Source organism: Neoluteolibacter marinus (assembly GCF_014904755.1).
GTDB classification, from domain to species: domain Bacteria; phylum Verrucomicrobiota; class Verrucomicrobiia; order Verrucomicrobiales; family Akkermansiaceae; genus Haloferula; species Haloferula marina.
In genome coordinates, this window is the sequence record NZ_JACZFQ010000109.1 from 12,784 (window position 1) to 27,778 (window position 14,995).

Genomic DNA, 14,995 nt, shown 5'->3' on the forward strand with positions numbered 1-14,995 from the left:
TCACATTTTCCCAAAATCCAGCGCTTCCCGGGCACTTCGCCATTCCGCTGGAATCGCCCCTTCTCCAAGCCGGGCCACCAGCAGCGCTCCCACCATCGCGGCATTGGTGTCGCAGTCCCCGCCTGCTTCCACCGTATCGATCAGCGCATCGGCAAAGTCGTCCAGACGCCGCAGGGCCGACCAGATCACGTAGGGCACGGTATCGGGCGCCGTGATCTGGGAGCCATTGCCCAACAAGCGGCCGGCATCGGCAGGAGCCAGTCCGGGATCCAGCGCCAACGCCGCTTCCATACCGTCCCGGACCTCGCCGGGCGGGGTGTGGCCGAGAATTTCCCGTTCGATCAACACGCGCGCCTCGCCGGTCGGCAAATCCCGGGTCCGCCAGGCAGCACTCACCGCGATCGCCACCGCCACCGCGCCGGCCACGCCTTCGGGGTGCCAATGGGTCACCTTCGCCGATTTCGTCGCCTCGACCACGACCCGGGCCGGATCCTCCGCGAACCAGGCCCCGACCGGGCCGACCCGCATCGCGGCGCCATTCCCCAGCGAGCCGCCGCCGAACGCCGACCGCGAGGCGTCTTCCCATGGCACGCCGGCGCCGATCTGTTGGAGGACGTTGCGGGCCATCCTGCCGTAGCCGCGATCCGGTTCGCGTTTGAAATTGCGCGCGAAAATCCACCCCAGCATCGCCTCATCGATCCCGCCGGCACGCACCAGACACTCATGGATCCCCAGCGCCATCGCGGTGTCGTCGGTCCACCACCAGGGGCCGTGCGGGACCCCCAGTTCGACCCGTCGGCGCACCTCGTCGTGGCCGTAGGCATACATCTCGCCGAATGCGTCCCCCACCGACAGACCCTCCAGCACCGTTCGCGAAAGTTTCTCCCGTTCTTCGCGCGTCATGCCGTTCAAGCTGCACATTCCCGCTTCCGCGCCAAGGGGGATGCTGCTTTTCTCCCGCCACATGACGCCCGCCGCCCTTGGATTCGCAATGCCCCCGGAATGGTCCCCCCAGGAAGCCGTCTGGCTTTCCTGGCCGGTAGACGACGAACGCCATTGGGGCGGCGCCAAGAACACGCTCATCCGCGGCAAATTCGCCGAGATTGCCGCCGCGATCAGCCGCCACGAGAAGGTCCGCATCAACGCCCCCGCCGCGGATCACGCCGCGATCGCCTCCCTATGCAACCGCGCCAAGGCCGTGCCGGAGCGGGTCGAACTCTACGACCACCCCCACAACGACGTCTGGTGCCGCGATCACGGCCCGATCTTCCTCAAGCACCGCGAACGCGGCGAGATCGCCGTCAGCGACTGGGGTTTCAACGCCTGGGGCGGCAAGTTCCCCCCCTACGACCTTGACGACTCCATCCCCGGCCAGATCGCCGGTGCCCTCGGACTGCAGCGCTTCGAAGGAGGCATGATCCTCGAAGGCGGTGCCATTGAAATCAACGGTCTCGGCCAGCTGCTCACGACCGAAGCGGTCCTGCTGAACCCCAACCGCAATCCACAGCTCAGCCGCGGGGACATCGAGCAAAAGCTCCGCGATACCCTCGGCGTCCGCGACATCCTGTGGCTCAAGCAAGGCATCGAGGGCGACGACACCGACGGTCACATCGACGACCTCGCCCGCTTTGTCGACGACTCGACCATCGTCGCCTGCACCGAGCCCGGCGCCAGCTCGCCGAACCGCGCCGTGCTGGCCGACAACCTCGCCCACCTCAGGAACTTCACGCGCCCCGACGGCCGGCCCTTCGAGGTGGTCGAAATCTCCCTGCCCGAGGCCTGCGAGGTTCCCGGCTGGCGCTTGCCGGTCCTGCCGGCATCCTACGTCAACTTCCTCATCGTCAACGACGGCTTGCTCGTCCCCACCTTCCGCCAGGCCCGCAACGACGACCGCGCCCTCGGCCTGCTCCGCGAGCTCTTCCCCGGCCGCCAGGTCACCGGCATCGACTGCCTCGACCTCGTCGAGGAAGGCGGCACGCTCCACTGCATCTCCCAGCAGCAGCCGGCCTGAGTTCGGTTCACCCGAGCGAAGCCCGGTAGGTCACCAAGGCGCCGCAGAGGTCGCCGAGGGCACAACCGACCGACTTGAACAAGGTGAGTTCCCCCGCAGAACCACGGCCGGTCACTCGTCCCGCGCAGAGATCCGCTAATTCCCCCTGGACCTGATCCAGCGAGAAGTGGCCCTCGGCGACCGGCACGAGGATCTCGCCGGCCTCCTTGAAACAGTTGGCCCGGGTATCGACGAAGACCCGCGATCGGGTCACGGCCAGCGTGTCGCATTCGCGCTTGGTGGCGTGGTGGTTGCCCAGGAAGTCGCAATGGGTGCCTTCCTGCAGCCACTCGCCGCGGATCAGGATCTCCGGGCTGCCGGTGGCCCCGACCACGATGTCCGCCGTCCGGCAGGCCGCCGGCAAGTCGGCAACCACCTCGAATTCGATCGCCGGAAAACCTGATTTCACGCCGGCCACGACCGCCGCGGCCTTGGCCGGGTCCCGGCCCCACACCCGCACCCGCTCCAGGGGACGGACACTGGCATGGGCCCGGATCAAGTGGGGCGCGAGGTTCCCCGTTCCCAACAGGAGCAGTGTCGCCGAGTCCTCGCGCGACAGGTGGCGCGACGCCAGCGCCGAAACCCCGGCCGTCCGCCAGTAGGTGACGCTGCTGCCATCGACCAGCGCCAGCGGCTCCCCGTGGACACGGTCGAACAGCAGGATCTTCGAATAAAGGGAGCGATACGGCGGCGGGTTCTCCGGAAAATAGGTGAATGCTTTCAGCGCGATCACGTCTTCGGTCCACGACGGCAGCATCGCAAAGGCATCGTGACCACCCCCGCCCGGATCGAGCGCCAGCACCTGCCGCGGCGGCATGGTGAATCCGCCGGCGAAACTTTCCTCGAGGGCGTCCACGAAGTCGGGGAATCGCAGCGCGGCATCGACGTCATCGGCGGAGAGAATCTTCATGGCGGTCGCCGACGTTGTGGCCCGCCGTCACCCCGCCCTGCAAGCCCCCCGCGGCGATTGCCCCGCATCGCCAGCGTCCGCTGGACGATCGGCATCCCTTCCCCGGGGTCCCGCCCCCCCCTGAAGGCCCCGGCCGTAAATGTGATCCTTTCCTTGGTACAGAAAAAGTGCCGGCCACCGAGCCGTCGGACATTGCCTGCCACGGGTCGGGCGTACAGCTTGCTGCCGTGAGCACCGCCCTCGACCACCTTCGCACCCTCGCCCGCGAACGGGCCGTTGTCGCCAGCGCCGCCTCCGTGATCGGCTGGGACCAGGAAACCTACCTCCCCGGCAAGGCCTACGCCTGGCGCGCAGACCAGATTTCCTGGCTGTCCAAGCGCGCTCACGAACTCGCCACCTCGCAGGCTTATGGCGAGGCCCTTGCCGCCGCCGAGGCCGAGGCGGCCGCACCTGCCCTGGTCGCGGCGATGCGCCGCGACTTCGACCGCGCCACCAAGCTGCCCGGCGAACTGGTGGCCCGCGAAGCCCAGGCTTCGTCGCTCGGCAAGCAAGCCTGGGCGAGCGCCCGCAAGACTTCGGATTTTGCCACCTTCGCCCCCCACCTCGAGACCTTGCTGGGCATCGCCCGCGAGAAGGCCGAACGCTGGGGCTACGAGGCGGAGGCCTACGATGCACTGCTCGACACCTACGAGCGCGGCGTCACGGCCACCGGCATCGCCGCGCTGTTCGACACTCTCAAGCCCCGTCTGCGCGACATCGCCGCCGCCGCGGTCGAACGCTCCCGCCAGCGCGCCGCCCGGCTCCCCGCGGGGCCCTATCCGATCCGCGAGCAACAGGCCTTCAACGCCAAGGTCGCCGCGTCGCTCGGCTTCGATTTCGAGGCGGGGCGGATCGACACCACTGCGCATCCGTTTTGCACCACGCTCGGCCCCCACGACGTCCGGCTGACGACCCGCTATGAGATCGACGACTTCACCTCGTCGCTGTTCGGCGTGATGCATGAAGCCGGTCACGGTCTCTACGAGCAGGGCCTTCCGGCCGGCGAATTCGGCCTGCCATCCGGGGACTCGGCCTCGCTCGGCATCCACGAGTCGCAGTCGCGGCTGTGGGAGAACCACGTCGGCCGCTCGCGCCCGTTCTGGGAAAAGTGGCTGCCGGTCGCGGTCGATCACTTCCCGCAACTTGCCGGCATCTCGCTCGACGACTTCCTCGCCGCCGTCCACCGCGCCGACTTTTCCTACATCCGGGTCGAGGCGGATGAAGCGACCTACGACCTCCACATCCTCCTGCGCTTCGGCCTGGAGCGGCGCCTGGTCGCCGGCGAACTCGCGGTCAAGGACGTGCCCGCCGCCTGGAACGAAAGCTTCCGCGACTTGATTGGCATGACCCCGCCCGACGATGCCCGCGGCTGCCTCCAGGACATCCACTGGGCCATGGGAGGGCTCGGGTATTTCCCGACTTACACCCTGGGGAACCTCAACGCCGCCCAGCTCTTCGCCAGTGCCAGCTCGCGGCCCGGGATCGGCACGGCGATCGCCAAGGCCGACTACGCGCCGCTGCTCGCCTGGCTGCGCGAGAACATCCATGACCGGGGCGCGGTTCCCACGCCTGCCGATCTCATCGAAGCGGCCACCGGCCGGCCGCCCACGGCGGACGCGCACCTCGCGCACCTGGAGGAGCGCTATCTCGGGACCCGCGAGCCGGTCGCTGCCGGCTGAACGACGGCGCGTTTCAGAACCTCCGGGCGGAGATCACTTGATCTCCATCCCGCTGTTCGGCCAGATCCACTTCACCACCTTGCCGCCGCTGATCAGCGCCTTGGCCTGGATGGTCTTTACCCCGAAAATCGTCTCCGCCTTGTACGAGGCGAGGCCGGTCTGGTATTTTTCGCCATCCACGTCCTCCTCCTCCCCGGCCTTCCAGCCGAGAACTTGCTCGAAGGCAAACTCCTTCACTTGCTTCGCCTTGATGCTTTCCTGCATCGCCTTGACGATCTCTTCCGGCCCCAGCGAGGCGGCGGGTTCCGGCATCGGTTCCGGTTCGGGCTCGGGCTCTTTCATCTCCTCCGGCTCGTTCTGAGCCACCGGCGGCGGCTCGGCGACCGGCTCCGGTTCAGGCTCCGGATCCGCTTGGACGACGGCTGGCGGTTCGGCCGGCTCCGGCGGGGTCACCGGAGCGGGCGTGGGCGCCGGGACCGGTGTCGGAGCGGGCTCGACGACCGGGGGCGCGACCTCTTCCTCCGCCTCGTCATTGCTGACGACGACCTGCTTGGTCCGTCCCTGTCCGGTCAGGCTGTATCGCATCGATGGCTCGAGCGAATATCCCGCCACACCGGCGGCGACGACACAGAGAATAGGCACAAACAGGTTCATATGAATGCTCATACGTAGGAACTTCCTCCAACCTTTGGCCAGATTTTTCCGTATCAGCGGAATGCCACCGAACCCGATGTTTCACCCGGGATTCACGCTTGCAAGCTGGTCACTTGCATCCCTCCTCCCCCCGCCCCTAGCCTCCCCCATGCCGCGACTTTTCCTGCTGGATGGAATGGCCCTCGTTTACCGGGCGCACTTTGCTTTCATCCAGAATCCCATCCGCAATTCCAAGGGTGTCAACACCTCCGCCCTTTACGGTTTCACCAACACCCTGCTGACCATCCTGGAAAAGGAGAAGCCCAGCCACCTCGGTGTCGCGTGGGACACCTCGGCCCCGACCCCGCGCCACGAGAAGTTCCCCGCCTACAAGGCCCAGCGTGACGAGATGCCCGAGGAACTCGCCGCCGCCATCCCGCACGTCAAGCGGCTCTGCCAGGCCTTCCACATCCCGCTGCTCGAGATCGACGGCTACGAGGCCGACGACCTGATCGGCACGCTCGCCAAGCGCGCCGAGAAGGAAGGCTTCGACACCTACATGGTCACGCCCGACAAGGATTTCGCCCAGCTACTCGACGAGCACACCTTCATGTGGAAACCCGGCCGCAAGGGCACCGACCACGAAGTCATCGGCGTGCCGCAGCTGCCTGAAATCTGGGGTGTGAAGGATCCCCACGAGATCATCGATCTGCTCGGCCTGATGGGCGATTCGGTCGACAACATCCCGGGCGTCCCCGGCATCGGTCCGAAGACCGCCCAGAAGCTGATCGCCCAATTCGGTTCGGTCGAAAACCTCCTCGCCAGCACCTCTCAGCTCAAGGGCAAGCAGAAGGAAAACCTCGAGACCTTCGCCGAGCAGGCGCGCCTGTCGAAAGACCTCGCCACCATCATCATCGACGCCCCGATCGAGGTCACCTGGGAAGACCTCGCCCTGTCCGAGCGCGACGACGATGCCGTCAAGGAGCTCTTCACCGAGTTCGAATTCCGTACCCTGACCAAGCGCCTCTTCGGCGAGGTGGAAAAGGCAGGGTCGGACGCCCCCGGCCGACCGGAAGCCGCCGAAACCCTCTTCGACACCTTCAAGACCGCTGCCGAGGTCCCTCACACCTACCATCTCGCCGACACCCCGGAAAAGCAGGCGGAGCTTATCGATGCCCTCTCCAAGCAAGCGTCCTTCTGCTTCGACATCGAGACCACCGCCCTCGACCGCTTCGAGGCCAAGCTTCTCGGCATCGCCTTCTCCTGGAAGGCCCGTGAAGCCTGGTACCTGCCCTATTCCGACTCCCTGCTCGCACCTCTCCGCGAAGCGCTCTCCGGCCCCGCGGAGAAAGTCGGCCACAATCTCAAGTACGACCTCTCCGTCCTCCACCACCACGGCATCGAGGTCGCCGGGCCCTTCTTCGACACCATGCTCGCCCACGCGCTGGTCCATCCCGACCAGCGCCACACCATGGACTACCTCAGCGAGACGATGCTCGGCTACACCCCGATCAAGCTCGCCGACATCGCCAACGCCGCGAAGCCGGAACCCGCCGCACAGGACGACCTCTTCTCTCTCGCCGAGACCAAGAAAGCCTCCAAGGACCTCGACATCGCCGCCATCCCGCTCGAAACGCTCGCCGAATACGCCGCCGAAGACGCCGACGTGACCTGGCAGCTCGCGGAAAAACTCCGCCCGCTCCTCGAAGGCCAGGAGCACGTCTTCCGCGACATCGAGTGCCCGCTGCTCCCGGTGCTGGTCCGGATGGAAATGGAAGGCATCGCCGTCGACCCCGGCGCGCTCGTTGAAATCGGCAGCCAGCTCCAGCAGCGGATCGACGAACTCTCCACCAGTATCGCCGCCCACGCCGGCCGCCCCTTCAACCTGAACTCGCCGAAGCAACTCGGTGAGATCCTCTTCACCGAGCTCAACCTCGTCGAGAAGGCCAAGAAGACCAAGACCGGCCAGTTCAAGACCGACGAACAGACCCTCAGCACGCTCGCCGGCAAGCACCCGATCATCGACGAGATCCTCGAATACCGCGAGGCCACCAAGCTCAAGGGCACCTACCTCGACGCGCTGCCCGGCCACATCGTCGCGGAGACCGGGCGCATCCACACCCAGTTCCACCAGCTGGTTGCCGCCACCGGCCGCCTCGCCTCGACCGATCCCAACCTCCAGAACATCCCCGTCCGCTCCAAGCTCGGCCGCCAGATCCGCAAGGCCTTCGTCCCGCGCGACGGCTTCACCCTGCTCTCGGCCGACTACTCCCAGATCGAGCTCCGCGTGATGGCCGCGCTGGCCGGGGACGCCTCGATGATCGAGGCCTTCCGGGAAAACCGCGACATCCACACCGCCACCGCCGCCAAGGTCTGGGGCGTCGCCGAGAGCGAGGTCACCCGCGAGCAGCGCAGTGGCGCGAAGATGGTCAACTTCGGCATCATCTACGGCATCTCCGCCTTCGGCCTCAGCCAGCGCCTCGGCATCCCGCGCGGCGAAGCGGCGGAAATCATCGACAACTATTTCGCCCAATACCCCGCCATCAAGGAGTTCATGGACCGCACCATCGCCGCAGCGCGGGAAAGCGGCCACGTCGAGACCCTCACCGGCCGCCGCCGCTACTTCCCCGACCTCACCTCCGGCAACCAGGCGATCCGCGGCAATGCCGAGCGCGCTGCCATCAACACCCCCATCCAGGGCAGCGCCGCCGACATGATCAAGCTCGCCATGATCCGCATCGACGCCCTGCTACGGGAGAAGCCGTACCGGTCCCGGATGCTCCTCCAGGTCCACGACGAACTCGTCTTCGACCTCCACGCCGACGAAAGGGAACAGCTGGTCCCGGTGATCCTCCACGCCATGGAAACCGCCCTGCCCCTTCCCGGCGACGTCCCGATCCTCGTTGAACACGGCACCGGTGCGAACTGGCTGGCCGCCCATTGACCCGAGCGCGGCCGGGAGCGCGGCCCCCCCCGCCCCGCTGGATTTCGCCGGCCGTTCTTCAATTCATTGCAATCAGGATCGCAACGAGGCGCGCATTCTGCTATCGGAACGGAATGCTTCACCCCCGCAACCTGTCCCCCGTGTTCCTCGCGATGTTCCTTCCCGCGGCTCCCCTCGCCGCCGCGGAAGCCGGCGCGTGGGAGACCTTCTCCACCGCCGGCAACGTGAATGCCTGGGGCCTGTTCGACTGGGCCGATTTCAACGCCTATGCGCTCGAGTGGGAAAACAGCGTGCCCGGGGACGAGTTCGTCTATTCCTTCCACATCGGCGGCGCCGCGCTGGAGTTCTTCACCGAGATCCAGGGCAATGCCGGGGGCGGCAAACTGATGGGTGACTACGCCGCCGAGAACATCCAGGGCATCCTGGTCGATGCCCTCATCGCCGACCTTGCCACCTTCGATCAGATCGACTGCTCGATCTACACCACCGGCCCCGCCGGAGCCCGGCTCTACTTCAGCACCTCCTACTACAACTTCGAGTTCCCCGGCAGCGGCTGGTTCGGCCTGAGGTTCGGATTCGAGGAAACCTGGTATTACTTCGACGACGTGGCGGGGAGCTACGTGCCGGTCGAACTGACCGCGGAATCGATCACCGACATCGAATGGCTCAGCTTCCGCTTCTTCCGGACGGCGGGGGCGGGAAGCGTCGCGGCCGCCATCGATGACGTGAAACTCCAGCCGCGGGTCACCGGCCCCGCGTTGGCAGCCAGCCACACAGCCACCGACTTCGAACTGGCCTTCACCCCCGGCAACGGCATCCAGTGCAGCGTGGAAAAGCTTCTGACTCCCTCTTCCGTCGGCTGGGAAACCGTCGCCGGCCAGACCGGGATCACCGGCACGACACCCCACGTCTTTTCGACCCCCCTCCTGCCCGCGGGCAGGGGCATCTTCCGCGTCAACGCCAGCGAGCTCTACACGCCGTTCGTCACTGCCCCCTGACCCTCCGCTGCCGTGAAAACTTTCCTCAACCGGGCCCGCGGAACTTCAGCGCGGCTTCCGTGCGCGAGTGGACGTGGAGCTTCGCGTAGATGTTCTTCAGGTGCCAGCGGATCGCCTCCACCGTGACGCTGAGCCGGTCGGCGATCTCCTTGTTGATGAAGCCGTGGGCCACCAGTTCCAGCACCTCCCGCTCCCGTGCCGTGAGCTTCTCGACCTCGGCCGCGGTCGTCGATTGCTCCCGGAAATGAAGGATCACCTTGCGGGCGATCTCGCCGCTCATCGGTGCCCCGCCGTTCTGGACATCGCGGATGGCCGCCAGCACCTGATCGGGTGCGGAGCGTTTCAGCAAGTAACCGGAAGCGCCGTTGCGCAGCGCGCTGAAGATCCTGTCGGGATCCTCGTACACCGTGACCATGATCACCTGGACTTCCGGCATCAGCTTCTTCAGCCGCGCCACGCACTCGATCCCCGAGATGCCCGGCAACTGGATGTCCATGAGCACCACCTCGGGTGAATGCTCCGGAAGATTCTCAAGGGCTTCCTCCGCGGTGTCATAGGCACAGACGCAGCGGAAATCCTGCGACAGGTTGATGATGGTCTCCAGCCCTTCGCGGGTGGTGCGGTTGTCTTCGACGATGCCGATTCGGGTCATGATGGTGCAGCCTCCAGGGGCAGGGTGAATTCGACGGTGGTGCCCTGCCCGGGGCACGATAGCACACGGCAACCGCCACCGATCTTCTTTAATCGTTCCTCCATCCCGACAAGCCCGTCGCTGCCGGGATTCGCCTCGGATTGTTCGAAACCGAGGCCGTCATCGGAGATGGAAACCTTCAGGTCATCCGCGCCGGTGACGATCGAAAGGGTGACCACCCTTGCCCCCGAGTGACGCACCACGTTGTTCAGCGCCTCCCGGAACGCGAGGAAGAGGCCGTGCCGCTGGCGCGAATCGAGTGGATGGGCCGACATCGATTCGTCGATCTTCAGGCGGCAATGGATTCCCGCCAGGTCGAGGAAGCGCTGGGCGAAAAGGGAGAAGTAGCCGGCGAGATCGCCGACCGAGTCGTAGCGGGGATTGACCGCCCAGACGATCTCATCGAGACCGGTGACCATGCTGCGGCAAACCTCGGACAACTGGTCGAGATAGTCCGATTTCCGGTCGATCGGGATCGCCGGGTTTTTCACCAGCGACGCCAGCATGCCGGCCTCGGTGATGCCGGAACCCAATTCGTCGTGCAAGTCGTGCGCCACCCGGCTGCGCTCCTGTTCCAACTCGCGGTGGCGTTCCGCCGTCTGCCGTTCCTCGATCTCCGCCGCGAGCTGGCGGGTCCGGAGGTTGACGGTGCGCCGCAGCACCAGGACCCAGATCAAGGCGATCAACAAGCCCCCCGAAAGCACGGCGATCGTCACGATGGTATGGCGCAAGGTCCACCACGGCCCGCGCTTGAGGATCCGCAGGTCGGCCGGTCCGTTGAGGAGGATCTCGAACGGATCCCCGGCGGAGGATCGGTCCGCCGGCGCACCCGCATAGGTGCCGGAGATTTGGAGCAGGCTGCCACGTTCGACCGGGTCGGCACCGTTTGCCGCGAGCCGGGCCACGAAGCGTTGCTCTCCCGCTTGCATTTCGAGGACCCGTTCATCCCGCCTCAACGTGTCGCTCAGCAATGTGGCTTGGACCGACACCCGCGTGGAGTCGAGATCCTGGTCCGGCAGTCTCCCGGACTCGACGACCACGGCCTCCGGCAGTTCGTCCACGCCCGCTTTTCGTGCGGCGGCTTCCAGCAGGACCGGCGAAGGTCCACCAAGACGGGGAAAGCCCGACGCCTCCACCCGATCTCCCGCCACCAGTCCCTTGGCACTCCTGCTGACGATCCGGAATCCCTCGCTGCCATCGAAGCAATAGTATTCGGGCGGGCGGGCATGAAGCAGTACGCCGGTGACCTTGACCCGCTTGAACGCTCCCGGGTGCGAGGTGAAAAGCAGCAGGTCGGATGCATGCATGGGGTCCGCGGCGAAGGGATCCACCGGCGCCGGCTCGTCGATCACCATCGACGAGCTCCCCAACTGGCAAATCCCGGGATTCACGCGCCCGGTCCTCCAATCCCAGTTGGCAGTAAAAACGCCGCGAAGCCTCACGACACTCCCGGGCAACGCGGCCCTGGCACTTGCATCCAGGTCGTTCAGGGGGCTCGGGCTGAACTGGTTCGACTGGACCTGCAACTTCCCCCCGCGCGTCAACAGCACCATCTCGACTTCGCTGGCGGAGACGACCACGCCCTCGATCTCCACATACTCAGCGTCGAGGCTTCCACTCGCCAGCTGCTCCCAGATCGGCACGATCGGCTCGGGCATCGGCGCGCTTCCAAGATAGCGGCCCCGTTCCGCCACGATCATCGGCGAAAAGTCGCCCGGATCCGTCGTCCCTTCGATCTCCCACAATTCGCCCAGGTTCGGGTGAATGGCGAATTCGGCGTCGGAGCAATAGACAAACACCCCGCCGCTCGGATCCTGGATCACCAGCGAGTTCGGGCTGACGTTCGTCACCACTCCCCGCAACTTGGTCCGGAACGGTTTGCTCGCTTCGTCCGGCTGCAACTTCCGGACGTCCTCGGCACGGGTGATCACCTCGTCACGTCCGGAGTCGTTCGGGACCACCTCGAGATGGCGGGCATCCACGACGATGATGCCCTCGGCACGACCGACCCCCAGCACTTCCACCCGGCGATGGATCAAGGCCGCCGGGTCGAGGTCTCCGGGATCCACCAGGGTTGCGTGGATCGACGCAGTCCGTCCGGCCAGGTCCAACTCGATCCGCCCCTCCATCCTTGCAGCGAAGGTCACGACGCCTTCCGCCTTCGCCCAGCTTCCCGCCAGCCGGTCCGACGAGGCTTCCCAGGGCACTGCCAGCGACGCCACCGGCAAGGCCGTGCCTCCCGAAACCGCTTCGCACGAAGCCCTGGCCTCGCCGATGATCACGCGCCCCCCGTCGTCGGAGGTGAGGTGAAACGTGTAGACCCCGTCCGAAGGCACCCTCAACAATCCCGAAAACTGCATGCCGACGTGCTCGTGCCGCGGCCGCAAGGCGACGTCGACCGCGTCGGTGATCCCGCTCGCCACCGGCTCCAAGGCCCCGAAATCCGGAATCATCCGCCAACTTCCTCCCAAATACGATCGGTATCGTAGACCGGCCGACACTTCATCCCCATCCTCTTCGCGATGGGCGAAGGCGCGGGCCGGCACCGCCCGCCTCGAGAAACCCGGACCTTCCCACTCCAGTTTGAGGGCCGCATCGGAGAAGCCGTTGAACCAGTCGATCCTCAGCGGCTGCAGCCCGGCCTCGAGATAGACCTCCCCGGCGCGGGTGATCGACGAATGATGGTAGTCCACGTCCACCACTGGCGCCGTCCCCAGCCGGATGGCATGCCGGCCACGGCTGACCGCACAGGCCAATCCGCGGATCCGGACCCGGCCTCCCGCGACGACATCCGCGGGGAGCCCGGGCAGTTCGACAAGGTGCGTGGACGAATGATCCTGCAGGGCGATCAGATGGCGCGATCCCCCCACCGCGCACACCGTCCCCTCGAGCTCGAAGCTGGAGATCTCGCGACCCGTCGCGGCAACCGACTCCCCGAGCTCGGCGAGGGTGATCGGCGGCAGATCGGCGCGCACGGTCTCCGCGGCAAAACCCGCGGTCACCAACATGGGGACAATTCCTAACAGGATGCAAACCGCAGCGGCCCGCCCGCGGATCGGGTCCGGGGTTGAACGGTCTGGAGACGCCATGGGCGGTTTCATCACTCGCTGCCGTCGTTGCGGCGACCGGATTGTTTCAGCACACCAAGCCGGCCTGGCGAAGCAAATCAACCCGTAACATGTCATCGCGGAGCGGCATCCTGACTCCCCGGAATAATCTCTACCAACATGGGTAGCTAGCCAGAAAAGACCCTCTCCTCCTAGCGTGCAGCGTCCTATCCCGGGATACCGGACTCCGCGCATCTCCCTTGGATGCCCGCCGCCCCGGAATCCCCCGAACCCAAGAACCCATGACCAGAACCCAAGCATCCGGAACCACCCGGCGGCAGTTGCTCGCCACTGCCATCGGCCTGTCATCACCCCTCTGCATCAACCTCTCCCACGCCGTGGAGATCCCGATCGGAGTCAACTTCACCGAAGCCGCCGCCAGCCAGCTGGGCGCGGCCGAATCGGCCGGCGCACCCGGCTTCGAGCAGACCAACTGGAACAACCGGGGACGCTGGGGCAACCCGTCCGTCCTCAATGACGGCACCGGCACCGCCACCGCCGTCAACATGAAGTGGGATGCCACCGGCATGTGGGAAAACAATGCCGATCCCCTCATCGACCCGAACCACAAGTTGATGAAGAACTACGAGGACTCCAACGGTGCCGCCATCACCGAGCCGTTCAACGGGGTCTTCGGGTCCAATGACGACAAGCCGACCATCCTGGTCACCGGGCTCGACACCTGGATCGCCAACAACAGCCTGGAGACCTACAGCGTGGTGATCTATTCCGACGGCGACGACGCCTCCGGCGGGCGCGCCGCCAAGGTCTGGCTCGCCGCGGCCGACGGCGCCAATCCGGTCAACGGCGATCCCGGTGTCGGGGCCGACCTCACCGGCCGGATCGACATCCTCGACAACTCGAACTGGGGCACCAATCCGACCTTCGTCAAATCGACGGGCAGCTCCGCTGCGGGCAACTACACCGTCTTCAGCGGCCTGACCGCCGGATCCTTCTACATCCGTCTGGACGAAGCGGGCACCAATCCAGCCCGTTGCCCGATCAATGGTTTCCAGATCATCGGCACCGACGTCTCCGCCACCCAGGACACCGACGGCGACGGGCTTCCCGACGCTTGGGAAGAGAACTACGGATTGGATCCGAACGACAACGGCGAGGGCGATCCCGTCAACGGTGCTGCCGGCGACCCGGACCAGGATGACCTGGACAACCTCGCGGAATACCACGGCGGCGTCGACGGGACGAACCCGAACAACAACGACTCGGACGCCGACGGCCTTCTTGACGGTATCGAGACGCGCACCGGCATTTTTGTCAGTGAAACCGACACCGGCACCGATCCCTCGAAACCCGACTCCGACGACGACGACCTGCCCGACGGCTGGGAAGTCGCCAACCTTCTCGATCCGAACGACGACGGGTCGGTCAATCCCGACAACGGACCCGACGGCGACCCGGACGGCGAAGGCCTCCTCAACTACGCCGAGTATGACCGCGGCACCGACCCCCATCTGTCCGACACCGACGACGACGGCTACAACGACCTCCAGGAGGATCTCGTCGGCAGCTGGGGTGGCGTCGACTTCACCGGCACCGACCCGACCAATCCGGACACCGACGGCGACGGCATCAAGGACGGCGACGAGAATCCCGACGTCACGTATGTGGCGGGTTCCGTGAGCGGCACCGACCCCAACCTTGCCGACACGGACGGCGACGGCACCACCGACCGCTGGGAGTTCCTGCTCGGCACCGATCCGACCTCCGACACCGAGAACCTGCCCACCGTGGCGGTGACCAACCACAGCTTCGAGCTCCCCGATGCCGCCGGCGGCTTCATCGACGGGGTGCCTGACAACTGGACCCTCCTGGCTGGCACCGTCGACGGCCACGCCTTCGTCGAAAGCATCGCCGCCATCGGCTCGACTGGCGGCGACGGCCTGCAGTATGCCGGCATCCAGGATCCCGGCGGCTCGCTCTATC

Annotated in this window: 9 protein-coding genes and 1 pseudogene; 5 read left to right on the forward strand and 5 right to left on the reverse strand. The window is 66.2% G+C overall.

The genetic code is table 11. The features are described from left to right. Positions 1-903 carry an ADP-ribosylglycohydrolase family protein gene (locus IG178_RS21770; protein ID WP_193214702.1) on the reverse strand — a complete coding sequence of 301 codons (903 nt, stop codon included), beginning with the start codon at positions 901-903 and terminating at the stop codon, positions 1-3. Here IG178_RS21770 and IG178_RS21775 point away from each other — a divergent pair. Next, positions 902-2,011, forward strand: a complete 1,110-nt coding sequence (locus tag IG178_RS21775; protein WP_226895676.1) for an agmatine deiminase family protein — start codon at positions 902-904, stop codon at positions 2,009-2,011. The genes IG178_RS21770 and IG178_RS21775 overlap by 2 nt on opposite strands. Before the next feature lie 7 nt (positions 2,012-2,018). On the opposite strand, the gene lhpI is transcribed toward IG178_RS21775, so the two are convergent. Beyond that, positions 2,019-2,960 (reverse strand): bifunctional Delta(1)-pyrroline-2-carboxylate/Delta(1)-piperideine-2-carboxylate reductase, encoded by a 942-nt coding sequence (gene lhpI / locus IG178_RS21780; RefSeq protein ID WP_193214703.1) that lies wholly within the window; start codon positions 2,958-2,960, stop codon positions 2,019-2,021. 227 nt (positions 2,961-3,187) lie between these two features. Here lhpI and IG178_RS21785 point away from each other — a divergent pair, with 227 nt between their 5' ends. Then, the gene (locus tag IG178_RS21785) at positions 3,188-4,678 is read left to right on the forward strand and encodes a gluzincin family metallopeptidase (RefSeq protein WP_193214704.1); all 1,491 of its coding nucleotides are present in this window, start codon (positions 3,188-3,190) and stop codon (positions 4,676-4,678) included. A 33-nt stretch (positions 4,679-4,711) separates the two neighbouring features. Here IG178_RS21785 and IG178_RS21790 read toward each other — a convergent pair whose 3' ends face one another. After that, on the reverse strand, positions 4,712-5,332 hold the full coding sequence (locus IG178_RS21790) for a hypothetical protein (protein WP_193214705.1): 621 nt from the start codon (positions 5,330-5,332) through the stop codon (positions 4,712-4,714). A gap of 148 nt (positions 5,333-5,480) precedes the next feature. Here IG178_RS21790 and polA point away from each other — a divergent pair, with 148 nt between their 5' ends. Then, a complete protein-coding gene (gene polA, locus IG178_RS21795; RefSeq protein WP_193214706.1) occupies positions 5,481-8,255 on the forward strand; it encodes a DNA polymerase I in 2,775 nt (924 codons plus the stop codon). Positions 8,256-8,368: 113 nt separating this feature from the next. Beyond that, a complete protein-coding gene (locus tag IG178_RS21800) occupies positions 8,369-9,253 on the forward strand; it encodes a hypothetical protein (RefSeq protein WP_193214707.1) in 885 nt (294 codons plus the stop codon). 25 nt (positions 9,254-9,278) lie between these two features. Here the strand turns inward: IG178_RS21800 and IG178_RS21805 are convergent, their stop codons facing one another. Both IG178_RS21805 and IG178_RS21810 read right to left on the reverse strand, forming a co-directional pair. Continuing rightward, a complete protein-coding gene (locus IG178_RS21805) occupies positions 9,279-9,905 on the reverse strand; it encodes a response regulator transcription factor (protein WP_226895678.1) in 627 nt (208 codons plus the stop codon). Continuing rightward, positions 9,902-12,952 carry an ATP-binding protein gene (locus tag IG178_RS21810; protein ID WP_193214708.1) on the reverse strand — a complete coding sequence of 1,017 codons (3,051 nt, stop codon included), beginning with the start codon at positions 12,950-12,952 and terminating at the stop codon, positions 9,902-9,904. The genes IG178_RS21805 and IG178_RS21810 overlap by 4 nt, the downstream gene beginning before the upstream one ends. A gap of 341 nt (positions 12,953-13,293) precedes the next feature. Here IG178_RS21810 and IG178_RS21815 point away from each other — a divergent pair. After that, positions 13,294-14,995 (forward strand): annotated as a pseudogene (locus IG178_RS21815) (hypothetical protein); the annotation flags it as partial.

What these genes read in the sequence shown, in the direction of transcription:
- lhpI (WP_193214703.1), bottom strand. Translation starts at nt 2,960, where the DNA reads ATGAAGATTCTCTCCGCCGATGACGTCGATGCCGCGCTGCGATTCCCC.
- polA (WP_193214706.1), top strand. Translation starts at nt 5,481, where the DNA reads ATGCCGCGACTTTTCCTGCTGGATGGAATGGCCCTCGTTTACCGGGCG.
- IG178_RS21805 (WP_226895678.1), bottom strand. Translation starts at nt 9,905, where the DNA reads ATGACCCGAATCGGCATCGTCGAAGACAACCGCACCACCCGCGAAGGG.
- IG178_RS21790 (WP_193214705.1), bottom strand. Translation starts at nt 5,332, where the DNA reads ATGAACCTGTTTGTGCCTATTCTCTGTGTCGTCGCCGCCGGTGTGGCG.
- IG178_RS21800 (WP_193214707.1), top strand. Translation starts at nt 8,369, where the DNA reads ATGCTTCACCCCCGCAACCTGTCCCCCGTGTTCCTCGCGATGTTCCTT.
- IG178_RS21775 (WP_226895676.1), top strand. Translation starts at nt 902, where the DNA reads ATGCCGTTCAAGCTGCACATTCCCGCTTCCGCGCCAAGGGGGATGCTG.
- IG178_RS21770 (WP_193214702.1), bottom strand. Translation starts at nt 903, where the DNA reads ATGACGCGCGAAGAACGGGAGAAACTTTCGCGAACGGTGCTGGAGGGT.
- IG178_RS21810 (WP_193214708.1), bottom strand. Translation starts at nt 12,952, where the DNA reads ATGTTGGTGACCGCGGGTTTTGCCGCGGAGACCGTGCGCGCCGATCTG.